The sequence below is a fragment of the Actinoplanes sp. NPDC049668 genome (assembly GCF_044465445.1).
Lineage (GTDB): Bacteria > Actinomycetota > Actinomycetes > Mycobacteriales > Micromonosporaceae > Actinoplanes.
The window spans coordinates 342508-367629 of sequence record NZ_JBITLR010000005.1 but is presented as its reverse complement, the minus strand read 5'-3'; the positions used below and the strand labels follow the sequence as shown (position 1 = coordinate 367629).

23 protein-coding genes are annotated in these 25122 nt (G+C 72.3%); 11 read left to right on the top strand and 12 right to left on the bottom strand.

What is annotated here, in order from left to right; genetic code table 11:
* Positions 1 to 10 precede the first annotated feature (10 nt).
* Complete coding sequence (locus ACIBSW_RS22795) at positions 11 to 2389, bottom strand: bifunctional diguanylate cyclase/phosphodiesterase (RefSeq protein WP_354729415.1); 2379 nt, start codon at positions 2387 to 2389, stop codon at positions 11 to 13.
* Positions 2390 to 2543: 154 nt separating this feature from the next.
* On the opposite strand from ACIBSW_RS22795, the gene ACIBSW_RS22790 reads away from it, so the two are divergent.
* Complete coding sequence (locus tag ACIBSW_RS22790) at positions 2544 to 2846, top strand: hypothetical protein (RefSeq protein WP_354729417.1); 303 nt, start codon at positions 2544 to 2546, stop codon at positions 2844 to 2846.
* On the opposite strand, the gene ACIBSW_RS22785 is transcribed toward ACIBSW_RS22790, so the two are convergent.
* Both ACIBSW_RS22785 and ACIBSW_RS22780 read right to left on the bottom strand, forming a co-directional pair.
* Complete coding sequence (locus tag ACIBSW_RS22785) at positions 2843 to 3475, bottom strand: hypothetical protein (protein WP_354729419.1); 633 nt, start codon at positions 3473 to 3475, stop codon at positions 2843 to 2845. The genes ACIBSW_RS22790 and ACIBSW_RS22785 overlap by 4 nt on opposite strands.
* A gap of 121 nt (positions 3476 to 3596) precedes the next feature.
* Positions 3597 to 4481: a diiron oxygenase gene (locus tag ACIBSW_RS22780; RefSeq protein ID WP_354729420.1), complete on the bottom strand. Its 885-nt coding sequence runs from the start codon at positions 4479 to 4481 to the stop codon at positions 3597 to 3599.
* A gap of 52 nt (positions 4482 to 4533) precedes the next feature.
* Here ACIBSW_RS22780 and ACIBSW_RS22775 point away from each other — a divergent pair, with 52 nt between their 5' ends.
* Complete coding sequence (locus tag ACIBSW_RS22775; RefSeq protein ID WP_354729422.1) at positions 4534 to 5220, top strand: TetR/AcrR family transcriptional regulator; 687 nt, start codon at positions 4534 to 4536, stop codon at positions 5218 to 5220.
* Entirely contained in the window at positions 5217 to 5516 is a 300-nt protein-coding gene (locus ACIBSW_RS22770; RefSeq protein ID WP_354729424.1) for a DUF4873 domain-containing protein, read from the top strand. Before ACIBSW_RS22775 ends, ACIBSW_RS22770 begins: the two co-directional genes overlap by 4 nt.
* Here the strand turns inward: ACIBSW_RS22770 and ACIBSW_RS22765 are convergent.
* Positions 5470 to 6486 carry an AraC family transcriptional regulator gene (locus ACIBSW_RS22765; protein WP_354729426.1) on the bottom strand — a complete coding sequence of 339 codons (1017 nt, stop codon included), beginning with the start codon at positions 6484 to 6486 and terminating at the stop codon, positions 5470 to 5472. The genes ACIBSW_RS22770 and ACIBSW_RS22765 overlap by 47 nt on opposite strands.
* A gap of 88 nt (positions 6487 to 6574) precedes the next feature.
* Between ACIBSW_RS22765 and ACIBSW_RS22760 the strand changes: the two genes are divergently transcribed.
* The 5 genes from ACIBSW_RS22760 to ACIBSW_RS22740 all read left to right on the top strand — a co-directional run bounded on the left by ACIBSW_RS22760 (position 6575) and on the right by ACIBSW_RS22740 (position 12140).
* Positions 6575 to 8026: an NAD(P)/FAD-dependent oxidoreductase gene (locus ACIBSW_RS22760; RefSeq protein ID WP_354729428.1), complete on the top strand. Its 1452-nt coding sequence runs from the start codon at positions 6575 to 6577 to the stop codon at positions 8024 to 8026.
* Positions 8027 to 8031: 5 nt separating this feature from the next.
* Positions 8032 to 8889, top strand: coding sequence for an SDR family NAD(P)-dependent oxidoreductase (locus ACIBSW_RS22755; protein ID WP_354729434.1), 858 nt, complete (start codon positions 8032 to 8034; stop codon positions 8887 to 8889).
* Positions 8886 to 9734 carry an alpha/beta fold hydrolase gene (locus tag ACIBSW_RS22750; protein ID WP_354729430.1) on the top strand — a complete coding sequence of 283 codons (849 nt, stop codon included), beginning with the start codon at positions 8886 to 8888 and terminating at the stop codon, positions 9732 to 9734. The genes ACIBSW_RS22755 and ACIBSW_RS22750 overlap by 4 nt, the downstream gene beginning before the upstream one ends.
* 93 nt (positions 9735 to 9827) lie before the next feature.
* Positions 9828 to 10859 (top strand): S1 family peptidase, encoded by a 1032-nt coding sequence (locus ACIBSW_RS22745; protein WP_404799426.1) that lies wholly within the window; start codon positions 9828 to 9830, stop codon positions 10857 to 10859.
* Positions 10860 to 10931: 72 nt separating this feature from the next.
* Positions 10932 to 12140 carry an AGE family epimerase/isomerase gene (locus ACIBSW_RS22740; protein WP_354730835.1) on the top strand — a complete coding sequence of 403 codons (1209 nt, stop codon included), beginning with the start codon at positions 10932 to 10934 and terminating at the stop codon, positions 12138 to 12140.
* A gap of 42 nt (positions 12141 to 12182) precedes the next feature.
* On the opposite strand, the gene ACIBSW_RS22735 is transcribed toward ACIBSW_RS22740, so the two are convergent.
* The 7 genes from ACIBSW_RS22735 to ACIBSW_RS22705 form a co-directional block, all read right to left on the bottom strand.
* Positions 12183 to 13520, bottom strand: a complete 1338-nt coding sequence (locus ACIBSW_RS22735; RefSeq protein ID WP_354726582.1) for a nitrate/nitrite transporter — start codon at positions 13518 to 13520, stop codon at positions 12183 to 12185.
* Complete coding sequence (locus ACIBSW_RS22730) at positions 13517 to 13840, bottom strand: Rieske 2Fe-2S domain-containing protein (RefSeq protein WP_354726584.1); 324 nt, start codon at positions 13838 to 13840, stop codon at positions 13517 to 13519. The genes ACIBSW_RS22735 and ACIBSW_RS22730 overlap by 4 nt, the downstream gene beginning before the upstream one ends.
* A complete protein-coding gene (nirB, locus tag ACIBSW_RS22725; protein ID WP_354726586.1) occupies positions 13837 to 16317 on the bottom strand; it encodes a nitrite reductase large subunit NirB in 2481 nt (826 codons plus the stop codon). The genes ACIBSW_RS22730 and nirB overlap by 4 nt, the downstream gene beginning before the upstream one ends.
* Positions 16317 to 18464: a molybdopterin oxidoreductase family protein gene (locus ACIBSW_RS22720; protein ID WP_354726588.1), complete on the bottom strand. Its 2148-nt coding sequence runs from the start codon at positions 18462 to 18464 to the stop codon at positions 16317 to 16319. Before ACIBSW_RS22720 ends, nirB begins: the two co-directional genes overlap by 1 nt.
* Positions 18465 to 18532: 68 nt before the next feature.
* Complete coding sequence (locus ACIBSW_RS22715) at positions 18533 to 19183, bottom strand: CbiX/SirB N-terminal domain-containing protein (protein WP_354726590.1); 651 nt, start codon at positions 19181 to 19183, stop codon at positions 18533 to 18535.
* Positions 19180 to 20334 carry a uroporphyrinogen-III synthase gene (locus ACIBSW_RS22710; RefSeq protein ID WP_354726592.1) on the bottom strand — a complete coding sequence of 385 codons (1155 nt, stop codon included), beginning with the start codon at positions 20332 to 20334 and terminating at the stop codon, positions 19180 to 19182. The genes ACIBSW_RS22715 and ACIBSW_RS22710 overlap by 4 nt, the downstream gene beginning before the upstream one ends.
* A 142-nt stretch (positions 20335 to 20476) precedes the next feature.
* Positions 20477 to 20947 carry a hypothetical protein gene (locus ACIBSW_RS22705; RefSeq protein ID WP_354726594.1) on the bottom strand — a complete coding sequence of 157 codons (471 nt, stop codon included), beginning with the start codon at positions 20945 to 20947 and terminating at the stop codon, positions 20477 to 20479.
* A gap of 214 nt (positions 20948 to 21161) precedes the next feature.
* Between ACIBSW_RS22705 and ACIBSW_RS22700 the strand changes: the two genes are divergently transcribed.
* The 3 genes from ACIBSW_RS22700 (at position 21162) to ACIBSW_RS22690 (ending at position 23801) form a co-directional block, all read left to right on the top strand.
* A complete protein-coding gene (locus ACIBSW_RS22700; RefSeq protein ID WP_354726596.1) occupies positions 21162 to 22244 on the top strand; it encodes a PQQ-dependent sugar dehydrogenase in 1083 nt (360 codons plus the stop codon).
* A gap of 96 nt (positions 22245 to 22340) precedes the next feature.
* Positions 22341 to 22520: an antitoxin gene (locus ACIBSW_RS22695; RefSeq protein ID WP_354726598.1), complete on the top strand. Its 180-nt coding sequence runs from the start codon at positions 22341 to 22343 to the stop codon at positions 22518 to 22520.
* 120 nt (positions 22521 to 22640) lie between these two features.
* A complete protein-coding gene (locus ACIBSW_RS22690) occupies positions 22641 to 23801 on the top strand; it encodes an AI-2E family transporter (RefSeq protein WP_354726600.1) in 1161 nt (386 codons plus the stop codon).
* On the opposite strand, the gene ACIBSW_RS22685 is transcribed toward ACIBSW_RS22690, so the two are convergent.
* The gene (locus ACIBSW_RS22685; RefSeq protein WP_354726601.1) at positions 23798 to 24997 is read right to left on the bottom strand and encodes a PP2C family protein-serine/threonine phosphatase; all 1200 of its coding nucleotides are present in this window, start codon (positions 24995 to 24997) and stop codon (positions 23798 to 23800) included. The two genes, ACIBSW_RS22690 and ACIBSW_RS22685, sit on opposite strands and share 4 nt — an antisense overlap.
* Positions 24998 to 25122 lie beyond the last annotated feature (125 nt).

Here is a 25122-nt window from a genome sequence, read left to right as displayed (position 1 = left end):
GGGGTGCTGGTCAGGCGGCTACCGCGACCGATCCGGTGAGGACTGCCGCCAGGTCCTGGGCGGGCATCGGCCGGTAGAAGTGGTATCCCTGCACCAGTGGGCAGTTCAGCTGGCGCAGCAGGTCGGCCTGGCCGGCGGTCTCCACGCCCTCGGCTACGGTGGTCAGCCGCAGGCTGGCGCCGAGGTCCACGATCGCCCGGGTGAGGGTCAGGTCGTCGGGCCGGAAGCCCGCGTCGCCGCGGTCCGGTGGGATGAACGCACGGTCGATCTTGAGGATGTCGACCGGTAGCTGGCGTAGGTACGACAGGGACGAGTAGCCGGTGCCGAAGTCGTCGATGGCGACCCGGACCCCCCACTCGCGGATCCTGACCAGCCGGGCGACGACCTCGTCCGCCTCGGCCATCGTGGTGGCGACCAGGTCGGTCTCGGTGATCTCCAGGGTCAGCGCCTGCGGTGGCAGGCCGGTGTCGTGCAGCACCTGCAGCACGGTGTCCGGGAATCCGGGGTCGCGCAGCTGCGGGCCGGCCACGTTGACCGAGACCGTGGTGCCGTGGCGTTCGTACCAGGGCCGCGCCTCGGTGCAGGCCCGGCGCAGCACCCAGTCCCCGATGGCGCCGATCAGGCCACTCTGTTCGGCGATCGGGATGAAGGCGTCCGGCGGCACCGGCCGCCCGCCGGGCGGGGTCCAGCGCAGCAGCGCCTCGACTCCGCGAACGGCCCCGGTCGCCAGTTCCACCAGCGGCTGGTAGTGCAGCACGAACTCGTCGTCCTTGAGGGCGCGGCGCAGCCCCGCCACGGTCTGGGCGTAGTCCTGCCGCTCGCTGCGCAGCCGGTCGGTGTAGACCGTGACCTGGTTCTTGCCGGCGCCCTTCGCCGCGTACAGCGCCAGTTCGGCGCCGCGGAGCGCGTCCGCGACGGTGGCCGGCGCCCGTACCGTGTGCAGGCCGACGCTGGTCGTCAGCGACAGCTCCTCCCCGTCGAGCAGGAACGGCTGGCGGATCGCCTCCAGCACCGCGGTGGCCACCCCGACCGTGTGCTCCGGGCTGGCCTCCTCCAGCAGGACGACGAATTCGTCGCCGCCGAGCCGGGCCAGCGTGTCGCCGTCGCCCAGCAGGGTGCCCAGCCGCGCCGCGACCGCGATCAACAGCTCGTCGCCGACCGGGTGGCCGAGCGTCTCGTTGACGTCCTTGAAGCCGTCCAGGTCGAGCAGCAGCAGGCCGTGTGCCCCGCCGGCCCGGCGGGCCAGGGCGCGACCCAGCCGTTCCTGCAGCAGCAGCCGGTTGGCCAGGCCGGTGAGTGGGTCGTGCAGGGTCTGGTGGCTCAGCCGATCCTGCAGCGCGCGCTGCTCCTCGAGTGCCTCGGTGAGGGCCTGGGCCTGGGCCACCAGGTCCACAGCGCGGGCCGTGGCGGTCCGGGCGAGCTGCTGCTGGCGGATCACCAGCAGCGTCGACATGGCGGCGGTGGCGGCCAGCGGAACCAGGATGTCGAGGAGCTCCGCGTTGCCGGCGACGAGCTCGTCGAGCAGGGAGACCGCGGTGACGGCCGGGCCCAGCAGTGCGAGCACGATCTGCACCACGGGCCGCACCTCGACGCCGAACCGCAGCCGCAGCGGGCCGGCCTCGGTCGGGCGCCCGATCGACGGGTGCATGGCCGCGGTGGCGGCGACGACCAGCCCGAGCAGCCAGCAGGCGGTGGAGACCGGGTTGTGCACGACCTGTCCGGTGACGCTGCCGACGCTGTGGGCGAAGTGCACCATGTCGGCCACGGTCAGCAGCGCGACCACGGCGGCGGCCAGCAGGTGCGCCGTCGGAGGCGTGGCACCGGTGAACAGCAGCCGGCCGGCGACCGCGACCACCGCGAGGTCGAAGACGGGGAACGCCATCGCCACGGCCAGCCGGGTCCCGGTCACCGGGCTCCCGTCCAGGAAGCCGTCGATGACCAGGGTCCACATGAGCACCGCCAGCCCACAGGTGACGATGGCGGCGTCGACCATGCCGGTCCGGCGGGCGCGGCGCCCGGCCATCGTCCAGAGCGCGGCGATCAGCAGCGGGTACATGCTGAGATAGATCAGGTCTCCCACCGACCCGAACGGGATCCGCTGCCCGGTGAGCGTGAACTCCACCGACCAGTACACGTTGCCGGCGGTGGCCACGAAGACCGCGGCGACCAGCAACCACCACGGGCGAGCCTGCGCCGGCCGGTGCAGCCGGATGCCGAAGACCACGGCGGCGATCGAGGCCAGCCCGGCGGCGCCGTACAGGGCCTGGGTGGCGCCCCACGGCAGGAGCGGGCCGACCAGCACGACGGCGACCCCGACGGCACTGACGTACCGCCATGCGTGCCGGCGCAGCCGTGACGGCACGGCCGTGGCCGCATTGGTCGACACCATGTCGTCCGCCCTTCCTCAGGTCGACCCCATGGATACGCGACGACGGGTTATCGGCAGGGTGCGAAACGGGGCACTGGCAGGTAGCGGCCCCTGCCGGCGGCGCGACTGTGCAATCATCGGCCTCGATCGCCGTGTCGCCACCGGAGGAGGAGCCATGGTCAAGGTCGTTCACCAGCCGAGAGTCGCCTGGGATGCCGCCCTGGCGTTCGTACGTGCCGCCGCCGGCCCGAACGCCGAGGACTTCGGCGCCCGGCTGGAGAGCCGGCTCGGTGGCGAGCTGCACGAACAGTTCGTCGTGACCCGTCAGCGGCTGCTCCTGGCGCGCGCCGACGGCGACCGGCACACCGCCGATGTCGAGGCCGGACGGTGGCGGGTGCTGCTCGAGGATCTGCTGCGCACCCGGCCGGACCTGACCGGTGCGGTCGCGGAGCTGACGGACCGGCGACCGGGGGTCTAGTCCTCGGCCGCGGCGGCGCGGCGGCGTTCGGCGAGCTGCCATTCGAGCAGGTAGCGGCGGACCTGCTGAGCCTGGTTCTCGGCCAGCGTGTAGGTGATGACCACCTCGGCGTCGTTGCCGTTGGCCTTGTCCGACTCGCGGGTGAGCAGCACGGTGCCGCTCACCGCGAGGATGTCGTCGCCCAGCTCGACCTTCGCGTCCACCGGGTCGCCCTCGGTGAAGTGCTGGTCGGTGATGTAGCAGCGCAGCGCGGCCTCGCTGACGTCCTCGACTTTCGCGGTGCGCCAGCTCCGGTCGCCCTGGAGGCGAAGCTGTGCCGTCTCGCCGCCGCCGCCGCGGAAGAAGGTCCGGCGGGTGACGGGCACGGGGTCGCTCACGACGCGCAGGCGCCAGCGCGTCTTCGAGGAGGCCATCATCTCCGCGCGCACCCGGTAGCGGTGCGGCGGGCGGTTCCAGGCGATGTTGATCACGTCGTCGTCGGCCGGGAGGGCGATCTCCAGCTCCTCCGGCGGGGCGGGCATGACCAGCACGCCGTCCTCGTACTCCTCGACGCGCGACTCCCACTCGACGCCCCGGGTCTCCGGGTTGATCACGGTCGCGACCGTCAGTTGTTCCTTGTCTCGTGGCACCGCACACCTCGCGTCTCAACGTCCGAATGCGGGCGCCCGCCGAGCGAGCCGTCCGCACAGGCTCATATCGTCAAAGCGGGGGTGCCCACCAGGGGTTGCCGGGTGCGACTTATGCCACATTTCATAGCAGCAGGGAGCGGCGCCACAACGCCAGGCCGGGGCCGCCGATCAGGTCGAGGTCCCGCAGGTAGGCGACCACCCGCTCGCCGGCCCAGCGCATCGTCTCGCGGTGGTTCGGGTTGGCCAGCGCCGCCCGGCGGCCGGCCGCCGGGTCGATGCCGACCGACCGGTAGACCGCCGGGGAGACGATCCGGCGGCCGGTCAGGTACGCGGCCCGCGCGATGACGAGGCGGTCGAACGCGAGCCGGCGGGTGCCGGCGGCGCGCACCTGACGGGCCAGCTCCTCGCGGGCGTAGCGGACGTGCCGGGCCTCCTCGATGACGTGGATCCGCGACACCATCCGGACCAGGGGCTGGACCGTCTCGTCGGCGGACGCCTCGCGCTGCAGCGCGTCCAGGATCTCCTCGGCGATCAGGATGGCCGCGTACATCCGCGGGCCGGTCGCGGTCGCCGCGATCCACCGGCCGAGGGCGTCGTCGAAGCCGCCGACCCGGTAGACCGGGCAGTCCAGCTTCTCGATCATGCGGCCGAACATCACCGAGTGGCGGCACTCGTCGGCGATCTCGGTCAGCGCGTACTGCGCGTGCGCGGCGGTCGGGTCCTGGCGGTGATACTCGCGGATCAGCAGCTGCATCAGGATCGTCTCGAACCAGACGCCGAGCGAGGCGATGCTGGCGACCTCGTGGCGGGTCAGCGTGATGCGCTGCTCCTCGGTGAGCGTCTCCCACAGGTCGGTGCCGTAGAGGGTCGAGCGGTGCTGCGGGGTGAACCAGCGGCCCTCGGCCAGCGGCGCGTCCCAGTCGATCTCCACCTGCGGGTCGTACGAGTGCTCGGCCGAGGAGCGCAGCAGCCGGGTCGCGGTCTGTGCCCGTCCGGATTCGACCATGGAAACCCTCCAAGGGTTGACGTTACCGGAAGTAACAGCTACTGCTAGTACTATGAACTCGGTCGATAAGGGCGTCAACCGTCCCGACGGGCGCAGCCGTCGCTGGGCCGACCACCGCGAGCGGCGCCGCCTCGAGCTGATCGAGGCCGTGATGGAGGCGATCCGCGAGCTCGGGCCGGAGTCCGGCATCGACGCCGTCGCCGCGCACGCCGGGGTGAGCAAGCCCGTGCTGTACCGCTACTTCACCGACCGGTCCGGCCTCTGGCAGGCCGTCGGCCGGCACGCGGCCCGGTCGGTGGTCGAGGCCATCGCGCCCGCGGTCTCCGCGGTACGCGAGGAGCGCGCCGTCGTCGCCGCCGCGATCGACGCGTACCTGGCGTTCATCGAGGCCGACCCGCACGTCTACCGCTTCGTGGTGCACCAGCGCGGCGTCGCCCGGGACGCCGACGTGGTCGCCGACGCGATGGGCACGGTGGCGAGCGGGCTGGCCCGGATCCTCGGCGACCGGCTGCGCGCGCTGGGCCTGGACTCCGGTCCGGCGCTGCCCTGGGGGTTCGGTCTGGTCGGCTACGTGCAGACCGCCGGCGACTGGTGGCTGCGCGAGCAGCAGCCGATCAGCCGGTCGGCGCTGGCGGAGTACCTGACGACGTTCCTGTGGGACGGCATCGCGGGCATCCGCCGGGCGGCCGACACGCCGGGCGGCCTGGCCGCGGCGGCCCGGGCGGTGGACCTTCGATGAGCGGCGACGAGGAGGAGTACCGGGGCGAGGCGACGATCGAGGCCGGCGACGTCACCGTCACGGCGCCGGTGCGGCTGTCGGTGCGCTTCGAGCCGGTCGAGGGGCGGTACCGCTGGGCCGGCCGGGCCGCGCCGGACGAGGCGCTCACGGCTGCGCTGCGCGGCGGGACCCGGGAGGCGACCGTGCGGATCGGCGCCGGCCGCGCCCGCGCCCGGCTCGGCGAGCCCGACCCGTGGGGCGGGATACGCCTCACCGGGACCGGCCCTCCCCCGTGGCACGCAGCTCCCGCGGGGTGACGCCGAACCAGCGCCGCACCGCCCGGCTCAGCGCCGACTGCTCGGCCAGCGAGATCATCGCGGTGACCTGGGTGAACGGCAGGTCGGTCTGGGTGATGAGCCGGGCCGCGGTGGCGCGCCGGACGTCGTCGAGGATCGCCTCGAACGTGGTCTGCTCGGCGTCGAGGCGGCGCTGCAGCGTACGGGGATGGGTGCGCAACAGCCGCGCGATCGCGGCGAGGGTGACCGGCGACGAGCCGAGTGCCTGGGTCAGCAGCAGGTGCACGCGGCCCGAGAGCGCGCGGCCCGGCGCCGGGAAGTGGCTGGTGATGTAGGCGAGCGCGACGTCACGCAGCACCTGGTTGCCGCCCGGCACCGCGGTGTCGGCCAGCGCGGCCGGCACCCGCAGCACCGCGTCCGCCCGGCCGAAGCGCACGTCCGCGCCGAAGAAGCCGGTGTAGGTGGCGATCGGGGCGAGCGGCGGGTGCGGCAGGTGCACCGAGCGCAGCCCGTACACCCCGCCGTGCAGCAGCACGATGATCCGGTGGAACAGGCCCAGCCCGAGGTCGGCGACCTGCGGCGGCAGCGGCTCGCCGGTGCCGCGGTACAGCAGCCCGACGACGCCGGCCCGGCCGGCCGGGTCGGGGATCTGCGACACGGTCAGCGCGGGGCTGTGCACGAACAGGAAGCGGTTCGCGGTGTCGAGCGCGTCGCCGAAGGTCGGCGAGTTCTCGATGGCCAGGGCGAGCGGGCCGAGCACCGTCGCGTTCTGCTGCCCGGCCAGCCGCAGGCCCAGGTCGTAGGCGCCGAGCTCGGCCGCCGCGGTCTCCAGCACCCGCCCGGCGGCGGTCGAGCCGATCACCGCGTCGTCGGAGTCCAGCGCGCCCGGCGGGATCCGGAACTGGGCGAGCAGCCCGGCGCCGTCGCCGCCGAGCGAGTCGACGAGCTCCGGCAGCCCGCGCAGGGAGGCGGCGCGGACCAACGAATCCATGAGGCACGGTAGCGGACTGTCGTGCAGAGGTAAATCGTTGTCGCGTCGAAGCAAGTTCACGGGCGGTGCATGCCCGAGACTGGCGGCTATGGCGGAACACTTCGACGTCCTCATCATCGGCGCGGGGCTGTCCGGGATCGGCGCGGCCTGGCGGCTGCGCCGCGAGCGCCCCGGCACCACGTTCGCGATCCTGGAGGCCCGCGACGCGATAGGCGGCACCTGGGACCTGTTCCGCTATCCGGGCGTGCGCTCGGACAGCGACATGTACACCCTCAGCTATCCGTTCCGGCCCTGGCGGGGCCGGGAGCCGCTGGCGCCGGGCGGCGCCATCCGCGAATACATCCGCGACACCGCCGACAAGGGCGGCATCACCCCGCACATCCGCTTCGGCGCGCGGGTGGAGCAGGCCGCCTGGTCCGGCGGCCGTTGGACCGTGCGGCTGGCCGGTGGTGAGACCCTGACCTGCGGATTCCTGTACGCCTGCGCCGGGTACTACGACTACGCCGGCGGCTACCAGCCGGACTTCCCGGGGCTCGCGGACTTCGCGGGGCGGCTCGTGCATCCGCAGTCCTGGCCCGAGGACCTCGACTACGCGGGCAAGCGGGTCGTGGTCATCGGCAGCGGCGCGACCGCCATCACGCTGGTGCCCGCGATGGCCGGGACGGCCGGGCACGTGACGATGCTCCAGCGCTCACCCTCGTATGTGACGGTGCTGCCCGAGCGGGACGTGGTGGCCGACGCCCTGCGCCGCGCGCTACCCGCCCGGGTGGCGTACAAGCTGGCCCGGGCCAAGAACATCCTGCTGACGCAGGGCTTCTACCAGCTCGCCCGGCGCCGCCCCGAGCGCGTCAAGGCGGTGTTGCGCCGCTTCGCCCTGCAGCACCTGCCCGACCCGGCGTACCTCGACGAGCACTTCACCCCGGCGTACCAGCCCTGGGACCAGCGGCTCTGCGTCGCGCCGGGCGGCGACCTGTTCAACGCCGTCAGCGCCGGGACGGCGTCGGTCGTCACCGACCACATCGACCGGTTCGTGCCCGAGGGCATCGTGCTGCGCTCCGGCCGTACGCTGCGGGCCGACGTGGTGGTCTGCGCGACCGGCCTCTCCCTGTTGCCGATCGGCGGGGTGGCGGTGACCGTCGACGGCGAGGAGGTGGATCCGGGCACCCGGGTCGCCTACCGCGGCGTGATGCTCAGCGGGGTGCCGAACTTCGCCTACTGCATCGGCTACACCAACGCCTCGTGGACGCTGCGCGCCGACCTGTCGCACCGCTACGTGCTGCGGCTGCTGGCCCACCTGGAGCGCAACGGCTACGCCAGCGCCACGCCGGTGGAGACGCCCGGCAAGCGGCGGCCGCTGCTCGACCTCACCTCCGGCTACGTGCAGCGGGCCCTGGACCGGTTCCCGAAGCAGGGCGACCGGGACCCGTGGACCGTGCGGCAGAACTACCTGCTCGACGTGCTCACCACCCCGCGCGCCGACCTGCGGCGGGACATGACGTTCACGCGGCGCGACGCGCCCGTACTGGAGGAGATCCGATGACGCGACTGAGCCCGTACCGTTTCGCCGGCCGCACGGCCGTGGTCACCGGTGCCGCGAGCGGCATCGGCGAGCACGTCGCGCACGGGCTCGCGGCCCGCGGCAGCGACCTGGTCCTGGTGGACCGCGACGCGCTGGGCCTGGACGCGGTCGCGGAGCGGATCCGCGCCGCGCACGCCGGGGTGGCGGTGGAGACCCTGGTCGCGGACCTGGCCGACCGGGCGGCGGTGATCCGCACTGCCGAGGGGATCCGGGACCGGCACCCGGCGATCGGCCTGCTGGTCAACAACGCCGGCGTCGCCCTCGGCGGCCGCTTCGACCAGGTGAGCCTGGCGGAGTTCGAGTGGGTGATGGCGGTCAACTTCACCGCGCCGGTGCTGCTCATCCATCACCTGCTGCCGGCGTTGACCGCCGAGCCCGGCGGCCACCTGGTGAACGTCTCCAGCCTGTACGGGCTGATCGCGCCGCCCGGGCAGTCGGCGTACAGCTCGAGCAAGTTCGCGCTGCGCGGGCTCAGCGAGGTGCTGCGCGGCGAGCTGCTGGAGTCGGGCGTCGGCGTGACCACGGTGCATCCCGGCGGGATCCGTACCCGGATCGCGCAGAGCGCGCGGATCGGCGAGGGCGTGCCGCCCGACCAGGTCGAGCAGCAGCAGCGCGCGTTCGACGCGCTGCTGACCTATCCGCCGGAGAAGGCCGCGGCCGAGATCATCGACGGGGTCGAGCGGCGCCGCGGCCGGGTCCTGATCGCGGCCACCGCCAAGCTCCCCGACCTGCTGGCCCGGCTGCTGCCGATCGGGCACATGAGGTTGATCAACGCGCTGACCGCGGCCGCCGGCCGCGGCGCCCGGGCGGGGGCGACGAGGTGATCAGGAAGCTGCCGGTCGGCGGGCTGCGGATCCGGGTCCGCGAGAGCGGCGACCCGGCGCACCCGCCGCTGCTCCTGCTGCACGGCATCGGCCGCAGCCTGGAGGACTGGGACCCGCAGCACGAGCGGCTCTCGGACTCCTACCGGGTGATCTCGGTCGACCTGAGCGGGTACGGCATGTCGACGGCGCCGCCGGGCCCCATCAGCCTGGCCTCGCTGGCGGACACGGTCGCCGCGACGCTCGACGCCGTCGGCGAGGACCGCCCGCTGCACGTGATGGGCAATTCCCTCGGCGGCGCGGTCGCCATGAAACTGCTCGCGACGACGCCGTCACGGGTGGCGACATTGACGCTGCTGAACAGCGCCGGTTTCGGCAAGGAAGTGACCCTGGCGCTGCGCATTCTCGCCATTCCCGGGCTGGGAAAGCCATTGCTGCGCCGCATCGACCCGAAGGCCGCCCGGCGGATCGAACGCAGCCTGTTCCACGACCGGGCGCACGTCACCGACGAGCGGGTCGAGTTCGCCGTTCGGGTGGCCGCGCGCCCCGACAACGCGCGGGTCTACCTGGCGACCGCGCGGGAGCTCGGCACGTTCCGCGGCGTCCGCGCACCGTGGCGGGAGACCCTGTTGGCCCAGGTCGCCGCCCATCCCAGGCCGACGCTGATCGTCTGGGGCGACCGCGACCGGATCCTGCCGGCGATCCATCTGGCGGCCGCGCGGGCGGCGTTTCCGCACGCGCGGAGCCACCTGTTCACCGACACCGGCCACATGCCGCAGATCGAGCGCGCCGACGAATTCGCGGTCCTGGCCCGCATGTTCCTGACCGCCAATTCCCCGGCAATCTGACGGAGGGTCATCGGATGATTTCGTAGAGCATTTGGCAATTGGCGCAGGCAACCTATGATGCGACTTATTCGTACTCATAGGTGACCGCCCTACGTGAGGACCGCGCCTTTGCTCTCCCGCATCGTCACGATGTTGCTGCTCCTGCCGCCGGCCTTCGCCGGGCTCGCGACCGGCACCGGCACGCCGGCGCACGCCATCGCCGGCGGGCAGGACGTCATCAGCGGGCGGTACGGCTTCGCGGTCAAGCTCACGATGACCGGGCTGCCGAAGGCCGGCGGCGGGCGCCGCGACAGCTCCTGCTCCGGCGCGCTCATCGCGCCGCGTTGGGTGATCACCGCGGGGCACTGCTTCAAGACGGCGAAGGGCACCCGGGTGTCGCGCCCGGTGGCCCGGCTGACCACCGCGACGGTCGGCCGCACCGACCTCACCGGCAAGGCCGGCCACCAGGTCAAGGTCGTCGAGGTGCACCAGTCGCCGACCACCGACGTCGCGCTGGCCAAGCTCGCCGGGCCGGTCGACGACGTGACGCCGGTGGTGCTGAGCCGCAAGGCGCCCAAGGTCGGCGCGATCGTGCGGCTGGCCGGGTTCGGCCTGACCGAGGACGGCGACGAGTCGACGCTGGTGACCCGGCTGCAGACAGGCCAGTTCGAGGTGGTCTCGCGGACCCGCGCCTACCTCGGCACGACCGGCCACGCCCCGCGCGCGTCCACCAGCCCGTGCTCGCACGACTCCGGCGGGCCGTACTTCACCCAGCGCGCCGACGGGCGGGCGGTGCTGGTGTCGGTGGTCAGCCACGGGCCGTCGTGCCCGCATTCGAAGGTCGACCTGAGCGGGCGGATCGACACCATCCACGGCTGGATCACCGGGATCGCCGGCGAGCCGGCCCCGGCGGCCACCACCAAGGCGCCGTCGAAGCCCGCCCGGTCGCCGGCCACCAAGGCGCCGCCCGGCCCGGAGCAGCGGCTCGTCAGCGGGCCGCCCGGTGCCGGCGACACCGTGCCGCGGACCGCCACCGTCTCCCTGGTCGTGCTGGCCTTCGGCGGCGTGGTCGCGGCCGTGCTGGGCACCCGGGCCCGCCGCCGCACCCGCCGCCGGGCGGCCATCCGCCGGCACCGCCGCGGGTGACCGCGCCGTGCCGCAGCCAACAGTCGGCGTGCCCCCTGCGGCATCGCAGGCCGGGCCACCTACAGTGATCCGGTGTCAACCTGGCCGACGAGCGAAGCCCACCACCGCTGGCTGGACCAGCACACCCGCGACCTGCTGGCCTTCGGCCGCCGGACCGCCGACCCCGAGGGCGGCGCCCGCTGGCTCGGCGCCGACGGCCTGCCCGACCCCGAGCGGCCGACCTCCACGCTGATCAGCAGCAGGATGGCCCACGTGTACGGCATCGGCACCCTGCTCGGCGTGCCCGGTTCGGCGCCGATCGCGCTGAGCGCCCTACAGGGGCTGACCGAACGCCTGCGCGACCCGGAGCACGGCGGCTGGTTCACCTCGACCGAGGATCACACGGTCAAATCCTGCTACGACCACGCGTTCGTGCTGCTGGCCGCGGCGACGACCGCGGCGGCCGGGCTGCCCTGGTCGGCCGAGCTGTTCGCCGAGGCCGAGCTGGTCTTCCTGCGGCGGTTCTGGGACAACGACGCCGGCCGCTGCGTCGACAGCTGGAACGGGGACTTCACCAAGCTGGACGAGTACCGCGGCCTGAACGGCAACATGCACGCGGTCGAGGCGATGCTGACGGCCGCCGGGGTCACCGGCGACGAGGAGTGGCTGAACCGGGCGGTCCGCGTCTGCTGGTTCGTGGCCAAGACCGCCGAGGCGCACGACTGGCGGATCCCCGAGCACTACGACCAGCGCTGGCAGCCGCTGCCGGAGTTCAACCTCGAGCAGCAGGCCGACCCGTTCAAGCCGTACGGCGCGACGATCGGCCACGGCCTGGAGTGGGCGCGGCTGTTCCTGCACGCCGAGGCCGCGCGGCCGGCCGGCTCGGCCCGCTGGCTCGCGGAGGCCGCGACCGAGCTCTTCGACCGCGCGGTCCGCGACGGCTGGGCGGTCGACGGCAGGCCCGGGTTCGTGTACACCACCGACTGGTCCGGCACCCCGGTGGTGGCCGACCGGATGCACTGGGTGGCGGCCGAGGGGATCAGCGCGGCGGCGGCCCTGTACCGCCGCTTCGGCAAGGAGCAGTACGCGACCTGGTACCGCACCTGGTGGGACTACAGCGCGACGTACCTGCTGGATCACGAGCGGGGTTCGTGGTTCCACCAGCTCACCGCCGAGAACGAGCCGACGGACACGGTGTGGCCGGGCAAGCCGGACCTGTACCACGCGCTGCAGGCGACCCTGACGGCCCGGCTCCCGCTCTATCCGATGCTCGCGCCGGCGGTCGCCGCGACCCTCGGCTGAGCGGCGGCCCGGCCAAGGGCCGGGCCGCCGCGAGGGTGTTGTTCAGACGCCGGCGAGGTTGCGCGACGACGGGCGCAGGTAGACCGCCCAGGTGACCAGCACGCACAGCGCGTAGAAGGCGATGAAGGCGAGGTAGGCCGCGTCCGCGGTCTTGTAGGTCAGGAACGACTGGCGGAAGGCCAGGTTGACCAGGACGCCGCCGAACGCGCCGACGGCGCCGGCGATGCCGATCACCGCGCCGGAGAGCCGGCGGGCCTCGTGCTCCTCGCCCGGGTTCTTCAGCGAGAAGATCCGGGGGATCATCTTGTACGTCGAGCCGTTGCCGATGCCGCTGAAGACGAACAGGGCGATGAAGCCGACCAGGTACAGCGGCAGCGAGCGCTGCTGCGAGGCCAGCAGCACGATGCTCGCGCCGGCCGCCATCGCCACGAAGTTCCAGAACGTCACCCGGGCGCCGCCGAGCTTGTCCGCCAGCGCGCCGCCGACCGGGCGGATCAGCGAGCCCAGCAGCGGGCCCAGGAACGTCAGGTACGCGGCCTTCACCGGGGTGCTGAAGTCCGTCGCGAACTGGACCTGGAGCACCTGGCCGAAGGCGAAACCGAAGCCGATGAACGAGCCGAACGTGCCGATGTAGAGGAACGACATGATCCAGGTGTGCGGCTCCCGGACGGCGTCGCGCATCCCGCGCTTCTCGTTGCGAGCCTGCGTCAGGTTGTCCATGTACAGGGCGGAGCCGACCGCCGCGATCACGATGAACGGGATGTAGATGCCCGCCACCAGGCCCGGGTGCCCGGCGCCGAAGAACGCCAGGACGAAGAGGCCGACCAGCTGCACGGCCGCGACGCCGAGGTTGCCACCGCCGGCGTTGATGCCCAGCGCCCAGCCCTTGAGCCGGTCCGGGTAGAACGCGTTGATGTTCGCCATCGAGGAGGCGAAGTTGCCGCCGCCGACACCCGCGACGGCCGCGAGCACGATCAGCGTGGTGTAGGAGACGCCCGGCTCGATCAGGAACGCGGCCAGGACCGCCGGGATGAGCAGCAGCGACGCGCTGATGATGGTCCAGTTCCGGCCGCCGAAGCGGGCGACGGCGAACGTGTACGGGATCCGCAGCGCCGCGCCGACCAGCGCGGGCACGGCGGTGAGCAGGAACTTGCCGGCCGGGTCGATGCCGTACGCGGGGCCGAGGAAGAGCACGAGCACGGACCACATCGTCCAGACGGAGAAGCCGATGTGCTCGGAGAAGATCGAGAAGATCAGGTTGCGTTTGGCGATCCGGGCGCCGCCGGCCTCCCAGAACGCGGGGTCCTCCGGGCGCCAGTCGTCGATCCAATGCCCTCGCACGGTGCGCGCGGCGGGGCGTTCCAGGGTGGTGGCGCTCATGAGGAAACCTCCGAGGATGCGCGGGTGGTGACTACGAGGTGGTTGTCGTCGTCGACGTCGACGTCGTAGACGGTCAGGTCGGGCAGGCCGCTCAGGGAGCAGCCGGTGCTCAGGTCGAAGGCGTTCAGGTGCAGCGGGCAGACGACGACCTTCAGGTCGATCTGCCCGTCCGCGAGGGGGCCGCCGCGGTGCGGGCAGACCGCCTGCAGGGCGCGCAGCGAGCCGTCGCGCAACCGGAAGACGGCGACCATCTCGCCGTCGACGGCGTAGGTCCGGCCCTCACCGAGAGGAATCTCGTCAAGGTGCCCGAGGCGCGTCACGCGACGACCTCGGAGACCCGGACCGGGACCTGCGGCAGCACGACCAGCGGCAGCGAGGTGCGGAACTGGCCGGGCGTGACCGGCTCGGCCCGTTCCTTCCAGGGGTCGCGGTACGACCCGACGGAGGCCTCCATCGCGGCGTCCAGGTCGGCGGCGATGCCGTCGCTGTCGTCGACGACGATCGCCTTGACCCGGTCGATGCCGATCCGCGGCACGAACGAGTAGGTGCGCTCGAGCCAGTTGGCGTTCTCGCGGTAGTACTGCAGGAAGCGGCCGGTGAGCGTGACGACCTCGTCCGGGGTGTCCACCGTGGCGAGCAGGTCGCCCTTGCGGATGTGCGCGCCGGCCGCGCCGCCGACGTAGATCTCCCAGCGGCCGCCGTCGATGGCGACGACGCCCAGGTCCTTCACGTACGCCTCGGCGCAGTTGCGCGGGCAGCCGGTGACGGCGAGCTTCATCTTGCCGGGGCCCTCGATGCCCTGGAAGCGCTCCTCGAGGGCGATGCCCAGCGCGGTGGAGTCGCCGACGCCGAAGCGGCAGTAGTCCGAGCCGACGCAGGTCTTCACGGTCCGGAAGCTCTTGGCGTACGCGTACCCGGACGGCATGTCCAGGTCGGCCCAGATCTTCGGCAGCGTCTCCTTCGGGATCCCGAGCAGGTCGATGCGCTGCCCGCCGGTCAGCTTCACCATCGGTACGGCGTACTTCTCGGCCACCTCGGCGATCCGCCGCAGCTGCGCCGGGGTGGTGACGCCGCCCTTCATCTGCGGAACCACGGAGAACGTGCCGTCGCGCTGGATGTTGGCGTGCACCCGGTCGTTGATGAACCGCGAGTCGCGCTCGTCGACGTACTCCTCGCCCCACATCATCTTCAGCAGCGAGGCGAGCCCCATCTTGCTCTTGGCGTCCTCGGCGCCGTGCGGCACCAGCTTCGCGAAGACCGACGAGACCGAGCGCAGGCCGTGCTCCCGGATGGCGGTCATCAACTCCTGCTTGGGCATCGGCACGCCGGGCACGTACCAGCTCGCCGCGGGGTCCTCCTCGACCTCGCCGCCGGCCGCCCATTCGACGATCCGCTGCACCAGGGGCTTGCAGGTGCCGCAGCCCTTGCCGGCCCGGGTCTTGTCCATCACGCCGTTGACGGTCTTGCAGCCGGCGTCGACCACGCCGCAGATCGCGCCCTTGCTGACGCCGTTGCAGTTGCAGACCTGCGCGTCGTCCGGCATGTCCTCGGGCTTGACCTCGCCGGCCGGGCCGCCGAGGTCGAACATCAGCTCGGCCCGCTCGTCCGGCAGCGCCATCCCCCGGTCGAAGGCCTGGATCAGCGCGGCCGCCTTGCGGTTGTCGCCGACCAGGGTGGCGCCGACCAGCACGCCGTCGCGGATGATGACCTGCTTGTAGATGCCCTTCCGCGGCTCGCTGTAGACGATCACCTCGTCGTCGGGGCCCTCCGGCTCCTTGAGGCCCATCGCGGCGACGTCGATGCCGGCGACCTTGAGCTTGGTGGACAGCTTCGAGCCGGTGTACGCGGCCACGGCGTTGCGGCCGGTGACGTGGTCGGCAAGCACCTTCGCCTGGTCCCACAGCGGTGCGACCAGGCCGTACAGCTCGCCGCGGTGCTGTGCGCACTCGCCGACGACGTAGATGTCGTCCTCGCCGTCCGCGCGCATCTGGTCGTCGACGACGATGCCGCGCTCGACGGTCAGGCCGCTGTCGGCGGCGACCTGGGTGTTCGGCCGGATGCCGGCGGCGACCACCACCACGTCGCAGTCGATGACGGTGCCGTCGGCGAGCTTGACCCCGGTGACCCGGTCCTTGCCGAGGATCTCGGTGGTCATCGCGTCGACGATGACGTCGACGCCGAGCTTGCCCTCGACGCTGGCCTTGAGCATCGCGCCGGCCCGCTCGTCGAGCTGCATGTTCATCAGGTGGCCCATGGCGTGTAGCAGGGTCACGTGGCTGACGTGGTTCTGCAGGCCGCGCGCCGCCTCCAGGCCGAGCAGGCCGCCGCCGATCACGACCGCCCGCTCGTGGTCCCGGGCGTACCGGATCATGCCGCGGGTGTCGTCCAACGTGCGGAAGGCGAAGACGCCCTGGTGGAAGCCGCGCTTCGGGTTGTGGATGCCCTTGATCGGCGGGGTCCACGAGCTGCTGCCGGTCGCGATGATCAGCTTGTCGTACGGGGTACGCGTGCCGTCGGTCGCGATCACCGCCTTGCGCCGGCGGTCGATCTTCTCGATCCGGGTGCCGGTGTGCAGCGTGATGTCGTTGTCGGCGTACCAGCTCAGGTCGTTCAGGAAGATCCCGGCCTCGTCCTCCACCCCGGCGAGCAGGTTGGAGAGCATGATCCGGTTGTAGTTGCCGTACGGCTCGTCGCCGAACATGGTGATCTCGAAGCGGTCCGCGCCGCCGCGGGCGAGGATCTCCTCGACCGTGCGGGCGCCCGCCATGCCGTTGCCGATGACCACGAGTCGTTCCATCAGAGCTCCACCGGCCTCGGGTCGCGCGGGTGTCGGGGTGTGGAATGCACCTGGGTGGTCCCTTCTCGATCGGGGGCTGGGCAGATGGCGACCGCGCACGCCTTGAAGGCGGGCATCTTGGAGTGCCGGTCGAGCGCCGGGTCGGTGAGCAGGTTGACGGCCTGGTCGCCGCCCCAGTGGAACGGCGCGAAGACGGTGTCGGCCCGGATGCCCGGGTTGAACCGGGCCCGGAACACCGCCTTGCCGCGGCGGGTGCGCAGCTCGACCATGTCGCTGTCGGCGACGCCGAGCCGCCGGCCCAGGTCGGGGTGCAGCTCGACGCGCGGCTCGGGCAGCGAGACGGTCAGCGCGCCGACCCGGCGGGTCTGGTTGCCGCTCTGGTACTGCTGCATGTTGCGGCCGGTCGTCAGCACGTACGGGAATTCGTCGTCGGGCAGCTCGTGCGGGTCGCGGTGCTCGACCCGGATGAACCGGGCCCGGCCGTCCGGGGTCGGGAAGCTCTCGGCGAACAGCCGCGGCGTGCCGGGGTGGTCCTCGGCCGGGCACGGCCAGAACACGCCCTGCTCGGCCTCGATGCGCTCGTAGGTGATGCCGGCGTAGTCGGCGATGCCGCCGGCGCTGGCCCGGCGCAGCTCGTCGAAGACGGTCCGCGGGTCGTCGCTGAAGAACCGCCCGCGCCCGAGCCGCTCGGCGAGCCCGGCCAGGAACTGCAGGTCGGTGCGGACGTCCGGCGGCGGCGGGAGCGCCATCTTGCGGCGGATGACCCGGCCCTCGAGGTTGGTCATCGTGCCCTCCTCCTCGGCGAACTGCGCGGTCGGCAGCACGACGTCGGCGAGCGCGGCGGTCTCGGAGAGGAAGATGTCGGAGACGACCAGCAGGTCGAGGGCGCCCAGCCGGTCGATGACGTGCCCGGCGTGCGGCGCGGAGACGGCCATGTTGCTGGCCAGCACCAGCAGCACCCGGACCCCGCCGTCGGTCCCGAGGCGGTCGAGCATCTCGTACGCGGAGACGCCGGGCCGCGGCAGCTCGTCGGGGTCGACGCCCCAGACCGCGGCGACGTGCGCCCGCGCGGCCGGGTCGTCGAGGCGCCGGTAGCCGGGCAGCTGGTCGGCCTTCTGCCCGTGCTCGCGCCCGCCCTGCCCGTTGCCCTGGCCGGTGATGGTGCCGTAGCCGGAGTTCGGCCGCCCGACCAGGCCGAGCGCGAGCGCGAGGTTCAGGTAGGCCTGCGCCGTGTCGGTGCCGTTGCTGTGCTGCTCGGCGCCGCGGGCCGTGAGGATCATCGACGGGCGCTCGGTGGCGAGCAGCCGGACGGTCTCGCGCAGGTCCGCCTCGCTGACGCCGGTCATCCGCTCGACCCGCTCGGGCCAGTAGGAGGCGACCGCCGCGCGGACGGCGTCGAAGCCGGTGGTCCGGTCCCGGATGTACTCCTCGTCGAGCAGCCCCTCCCGGATCGCGATGTGCAGCAGCCCGTTGGCCAGCGCCAGGTCCGTGCCGGGCAGCGGCTGCAGATGCCGGTACGCGCCCGCCGCGGTCGCCGTGCGCCGGGGGTCGACCACGATGTGCCGGGCCCCCTCGGCCCGGCCGGCGTCGAGGTACTGCATGGACGGCGGCATCGCGTCGGCCGGGTTGGCGCCGACCAGCAGCACGGTCCGCGCGCCGGCCACGTCTTCGAGGGGGAACGGCAGGCCGCGGTCGATGCCGAGCGAGCGGTTGCCGGCGGTGGCGGCCGACGACATGCAGAACCGGCCGTTGTAGTCGATCGACGCGGACCCCAGCGCCACCCGGACGAACTTGCCGAGCGTGTACGCCTTCTCGTTGGTCAGGCCGCCGCCGCCGAACGCGCCGACGCTGTCCGGGCCGTACTCCGCCTGGCTGCGCCGGATCGCCGCGACGATGCGCTCGTACGCCTCGTCCCAGGTCGCCTCGCGCAGCGGGCTGGTGCGGTCCGCCGGGTCCTTGCGTACCAGCGGGGTGAGCAGCCGGTCGGTGTGGTCGAGCAGCTCGGCCGCGGTCCAGCCCTTGGCGCACAGGCCGCCCCGGTTGACCGGGAACTCGGTCGGTTCGAGCCGCACCCGTGGGATCTCGGGCGTCAGCGCGATGCCGCACTGCAGCGCGCAGTACGGGCAATGCGTTTCGGTCGCCGTCATGCGGATGATGTTCGTCGTTCACCGTTACCGCACCGGACCGTCGCGATTGCCGCGGCGTACGGAAATCCCTACAAGCGGCTCGGCACCGATGTGAGGTGCTCGTAACGGGCGAGTACGAGATCGACCACCGCCGGATCGGCGCAGAGCGGCGGCGTCACCGCGTCGGCGCCGGCGGAGTGCAGCGCGCGGTAGAACAGGCCCTCGGCCAGCAGGTACGCCGCGACGGTTATCCGCCCCGCGCCCCGCGCCCGGAGGTCGGCGACCACGTCGGGCACCCGCAGCTCGGCGCCGGAGGCGTACGCCACGTGCGCGTTGAGCTGCGCGGCGACGTCGGCGATGTCGGCCCGCCAGCCCGGGTCCGACGAGCCCGCCGCGGCCAGCACCACCGCGTCGGATGCCCCGATGTGCCGGCGCAGGCTCTCCACCAGCACCGGATCCGGGCCGAGCGGGGCGGTGGCGACCGCGCCGGCGCCGGCGACGGCCTCGGCGATGTCCACGCGTACGTGGTAGCCGGACGACAGCAGCAGCGGCACGACCACGGCGTCCAGGCCCTGGATCGCCGCGCCGACGCGGGGGTGCTGCACGTCGGCGAAGGCGAGCCGGACGTCCACGTCCGGGCGCCGGCAGGCGACCCGGTCGACCAGGTCACGGATCTGCGCCTGGCCGGCGGCGGACCGGGTGCCGTGCGCGACCGCCAGCAGCACCGGCGGGCGACTCACGTGGCAACCTCGTCGACGCGCAGGCGGTAGCCGCGCTTGATGACCGTCTCGATGTGGCCGGCGGAGCCGAGCGCGGTGCGCAGCCGGGCGATCGCGACGTCGACGGCGTGCCCGTCGTTGCCCCGCGGCAGGGAGCCGGCCAGCCGGTCCTTGGCGACGACGGCGCCCGGCCGGGCCGCGAGGGTGCCGAGTATCGCCATCGCGGCCGGCGCGAGCGTCTGCAGCCGGCCGTCGATGAGCACGGCGTGGCCGCGGATCTCGAGGACCGTGCCGGCGACCGTGAGCTTCGCGGCGCGCCGCGGCAGCTCGTCGGTGACGACCTTGACCAGGGCGCCCAGCCGGGAGCGGTGCGGCGTCACCACCGGGACGTCCTGTTCGACCAGCGAGGCGGCGGTGACCGGGCCGACGCAGGCGGCCATCGTGCCGGTGCGGAACCGGTCGAGGACGTCCGGGGCGTCGTCGCCGGCGATCTCCAGCAGCGCCTGCACGGCGGGTGCGCTGGTGAACGTGACGGCGTCGACCTGGCCGGCCGCGAGCTGGCCGACGAGCCGCCGTACGGGCGCGAGGTCCGGCGGCAGCGTCCAGCGGTACACCGGCACCTCCACGACGGCGGCGCCGGCCGCCCGCAGGCCGGCGACGAACTCCGCCTGCGGCCCGCCGTGCAGCTGCACCGCGATGCGCCGCCCGGCGATGCCCTGCGCGAGCAGCCGCTCGAGGATCTCCTCGCACGACTCGCTCGCCGCGGACCAGTCCTCGGTCAGCTCGGCGGCCCGGATCGCGCCGCAGGGCTTGGCGCCGCGGGCGACGAGGCGGGCCCGGCTGAGCGCGGCCCGCAGGGTGTCGCCCATCCCCCAGCCCTCGGCGGCCTCGAGCCAGCCCCGGAAGCCGATCCCGGTGGTGGCGACCACGATGTCGGGCGCGAGGCCGACGCAGGCCTCGGTCGCGGCGTGCAGCGCCTGGTCGTCGCCGAGCGGAACGATCGTGATCGCGGGCGCGATCACGACCTTCGCGCCGCGCCGCTGGAACAGGGCCGCGAGCTCGTCGCGGCGCCGCTCCGCGGTGACCGCGACGGTGTAGCCGGCGAGCGGCGCAGCGGAGGTATCAGGGGCGGGAGCGCTCGCAGGCGTCACCGGCCCGGTCAGGTCGGCCATGCGGTGAGCGTGCCTACCAGCCATTACCTGCGCGCGTTGGAAATGTTTCGGTCGTGAAAACCGCGTCTCACATCGGCGACCAAGATCCGGTGAGGTCGCCCGGCGGCGCCCCGGCCCCGTCCGGCCCGGGGCGCCGGACGGCTCAGTCCTCGTAGATGTCGAACGTCACGACGGGGCGGGCGCCCAGGTCGTAGTCGACGGTGCAGCGCAGGTCCGACGGCGCCCAGCAGTTGACCTCGGTGTCGTCCATCCACGGGTTCTTCCAGGCGAGCTTCACCTGGCCGGAGGTCGTCGAGAAGACGATGGTGGCCGCGGTGCCGCCCTGGTCCGTGCTCGACGTCGAGCCGAACCGGACCACCTTGAGCGCCCTGATGGTCTTCGGCTTGGTCATCCACCAGCCCTCGGTGACCCTGGTCTGGCCGGGAACCAGGTTGAGCTGCCGCATGGTGTGGTTCTTGAAGATCGCGTAGACCTTGCGGTCGCCGGGCGCCCGCACCGTCGCGTCGGGCGCGGCCTGTGCGACGCCCTGGATTCCACCGGCGAGGGCGGCCGCGGTCAGCGCGACGGCGCTCGCGGCACGCGCCAGCGAGCTGCGGTAACGAGAAAAGCTCATGGGCGATCGTCCTCCTGAATCGGGGATTCGGCCTAATCGGCCTTCGCCAGTATTGCGGAATTCACGCACGCCATCTTCAAAACCGAGAGATATCGATATTCGTAACCGATTCGCATTCGCATTCGCATTTAGATAAACGCCGAGTGGCGGTCGGCACCGTATCGTGTACATTGACTACCATCTATACAGAAGTCGGAGGTTCACGATGCGCCGAATGATCGCCTTCTCGGGCGCGCTGATCACCATGACGCTCGGCATCGGCTCGGGTGCCGCCGCGCTCGAACCGGATCTGAACAACCCGCAGGTGGTGGCGACGAGGCTGACCGTGCCGTGGGGCCTCGGTTTCCTGCCCGACGGCAGCGCCCTCGTGGCGGAACGCAACAGCGCCCGCGTCCTGCAGCTGCGCCCGGGCGCCGCCCCGGTCACCGTCGCCACCGTCAACGGCGTCGCACCGGCCGGCGAGGCCGGCCTGCTCGGCCTGGCGGTGTCCCCCACGTATGCGCAGGACCGGTACGTCTACGTCTACTTCACCGCCGCGACGGACAACCGGATCGCCCGCTTCCGCCTGGACGCGCCGCAGAACCAGGCGGTGATCCTCAGCGGGCTGGCCAAGGCGAGCATCCACGACGGCGGGCGCATCGCGTTCGGCCCGGACGGCATGCTCTACGCGGGCGTCGGCGACGCCGGCAACACGGCGAGCGCCCAGAACCAGCGCAGCCGCAACGGCAAGATCCTGCGGATGCGCCCCGACGGCGGCGTACCCGCGTCCGGCAACCCGTTCCCCGGGTCCCTCGTGTACAGCCTGGGCCACCGCAACGTGCAGGGCCTGGCCTGGGACGCGCAGGGCCGGATGTACGCCTCGGAGTTCGGCCAGAACACCTGGGACGAGGTCAACCACATCGTGGCCGGCGGCAACTACGGGTGGCCCACCGTCGAGGGCCGGGCCGGCGACGCCCGGTTCCGCGACCCGATCGTCGTGTGGACCACGGCCGAGGCGTCACCCAGCGGCGCGACCATCGACGGCACGACTCTCTACGTCGCCGCGCTGCGCGGCCAGCGGCTGTGGTCGGTCCCGCTGGACGGCGCCGGCGGGGCCGGCACCCCGGTCGCGCTGCTGCAGGGCCGGTACGGGCGGCTGCGCACCGCGGAACGGGCGCCCGACGGGTCGCTGTGGATCACCACCAGCAATCGCGACGGCCGCGGCAGCCCGGCCGCCGACGACGACCGGGTGATCCGCTTCCCGGCCCGGGCCCTGTCCGGCGATCGCAACGCATGTGGCAGGTGTGAGTCTCGGTGACTCGAGGGTTTGCCTTGCCGACCCCTCGCACCACGGCCCAGGTTTGGCCCGGCGAATCGCGGGCAGCACAGTCCTAACCAACGAAAGGGGCTGACCATGGGTCTCCTCGACAAGGTAAAGGACCTGGCCCACAAGCACGACGACAAGGTCGACCAAGGCCTGGAGAAGGCCGGCGATCAAATCAACACGCGGACCGGCGGCAAATTCGAACAACACGTCGACAAGGGCGTGGACGAGGCGCAGCGGCGCACGGGATCCGGCGACACCGTTCAGTAGCACCGGCGCATCGGTGCCGGAACACGAACGGGTTATCGGCACCGGTGCGACCAACCACGGGGGTGGCTTAGCGTCATGGCGGAATCCGGCAAGGGTAGGGTCGCGCGTCACACGCTGGTCGTGATCGGCCTTCTGCTCGCCACAATCACGGTCCTGTTCCTGGGTTACGAGACCCGCAGGGTATTGACCTGGATCGCCATAGCGGGTTTCTTCGCGGTGGCGCTGCACCCGGCCGTCACCTGGATGACCCGCAAGGTGAGGTTCTGCAAGCGCTGGTTGGCGACACTGCTCGTCTTCCTGGCGACGTTCGCGGTGCTGGGAGGCCTGGTCACGCTCTTCGTCCTGCCGCTGGTACACGAGGCGGGCCAGGTGGTCGCGAACTTCCCGACGTTCGTCGAGGATCTGCAGAACGGTCGGGGCCCGGCCGGACGGCTGATCGAGCGATTCAACCTCCTCGAATACGCGCAGAACAACTCCGACCGGATCCGCGAGTACGCGTCCGGCCTGGGCGCGCCGACGCTGGCGTTCCTGCGCACGATGGCCACCGGCGTCGCCGGCATCGTGACCATCTTCGTGCTGTCCTACCTGATGGTCCTGGAAGCGCCGAAGATCGTTGACGGGTTCCTCGGCCTGTTCCCTGCGCGGCGTGCCGAGCACCTCCACCGCGTCGGCCAGGACTGCGCGAGGACGATCACCGGATACATCACCGGCAATCTCCTGATCAGCGCCATCTGCGGGACGCTGACGTTCGTGGTGCTGACGGTGATGAACGTTCCGTTCGCGGGCCTGATCGCGCTGTTCGTCGGGCTCGCCGACCTCATCCCGCTGGTCGGCGCCACGCTCGGCGCGGTCGTCGCCACCGCTGCCGCGCTCTTCGAGTCGACCACCGCCGGGATCGTGGTCCTGGTCTTCTTCGTGCTCTACCAGCAGTTGGAGAATCACCTGCTCCAACCCCTGATCTTCGCCCGGACGGTGAAGCTGAACCCGCTCACCGTCCTCGTCGCGATCCTCATCGGGGTGGAGCTGGCCGGGATCCTCGGCGCGCTGCTGGCGATCCCGGTCGCCGGCATCCTGCAGATCCTCGCCCGCGACATCTGGAACACCCACCGCGGACGGCTCACGGCCGAACCCACGGTCGGCGAGGACCGGACTCCCGCGTCGGCGGCCGACGACCCCCAGGCCGAGCGGGCCGCCGTCGCCGGGGCGGCCGACACCCACGCCGCCTTGGCCACGAGCGCCGCCGAACCGATGGTGTCCCGCTCCGCCCAAGCCCGCGGCTAAACCGGTGGATCGGCGGTGGGTGCTGCCGCGGGCCGCCATTCGACCAACACGGCGGTGGCGTCGTCCTGCAGTTGTTCGTGTTGGTGCTCGAGGATGGCGTGGACGAGCCGGCGCATGGTCTCGGGCGCGGAGAGCTGGTCGGCCAGCGCGCGGGTGATGAACTCGACGAGCCGGGTGGTGCCGAAGAACTCGCCGTCTTCGGTGCGCGCTTCGACGACGCCGTCGCTGTAGAGCAGGATCTGGTCTCCGGGCTGGAGCGCTTCTTCTGCCACGGTGGGGATGCGCCCATACCGACGGGCGAGCCCGAGCGGCAGGGCGGTCGGCGCGACGAGCTCCCGCACGAAGTTTCCGTCGCGCAGCAGCAGTTCGCCCGGATGCCCGGCGGAGATCCGGCGGAGGGTACCGGTGACCGCGTTGAGTTCCAGCAGGGCGGCCGTGACGAAGGTCTGCGGGTGTTTCAGGGCGATCCAGTTGTCGATGGACCGGTAGATCGCCGCCAGATCGAGGCCGCAGCGGCGGGCGTTGCGGTAGGCGTTGACGGCCAGGGAAGTGACCGTGCTGGCGTCGATGCCGTGGCCGACGGAGTCGAAGATCGCCAGGTGCAGGGTATCGCCGTTGACGGCGTAGTCGAAGGCGTCACCGCCGACGTCGTAGCAGGGTTCCAGCGCGGCACTGATGGAGACGTCGCGGCCGATGAAGGTCAACGGGGGTAGCAGGTTCCACAACACCTCAGCTGCCAGCTGCATCGGCAGGCTGCGGCGGGTGAGCTCGACGGCGTCGCCGTAGGCGCGCCGGGTCATGAGTAGCTCGGCCATCAGGCTGGCAACCGTCGGCAGGTCACGTCGATGGTGCTCGGATACCGCATCGGTGACGGCTTCCAGGACGCCCAGGCGCTCGGTGCCGTCCAGCAGCGGCACCCACAGGTGGTGTGCGCCGCCGTCCCGGGTCTCGTAGATCTGAGTGAGGGCGAACGCCCGGCCGGGAAGGGTGCCGTCGACGGCGATCGGGGTTCGGGCGGGAGCGTCCTGACCGGGTAGTGGTCGCAGCTGCCGTTGGTCGAAGTCGACCAGGTAGACGACCAGTTCCCGAGCGTCGGCCAAGGGCGCGACCTGCATCGCCAGGGCCGGTATGTCTTCGGGGCGGGCACGGTGCGAAGCGGCCAGCAGCTGGCGGAGTAGCCGCAGCAGGTCGGCCACCGGGGACCTCCACCTCGCGTTGTGTTCGCGGCCGTGGGCACACGTCGATCGAGCATATCTGGGGTCGGGCGCAGCTCGGTGGCGGCGCATGATCGCCCACACCATCGCGGGGACCGGCGAGCCGC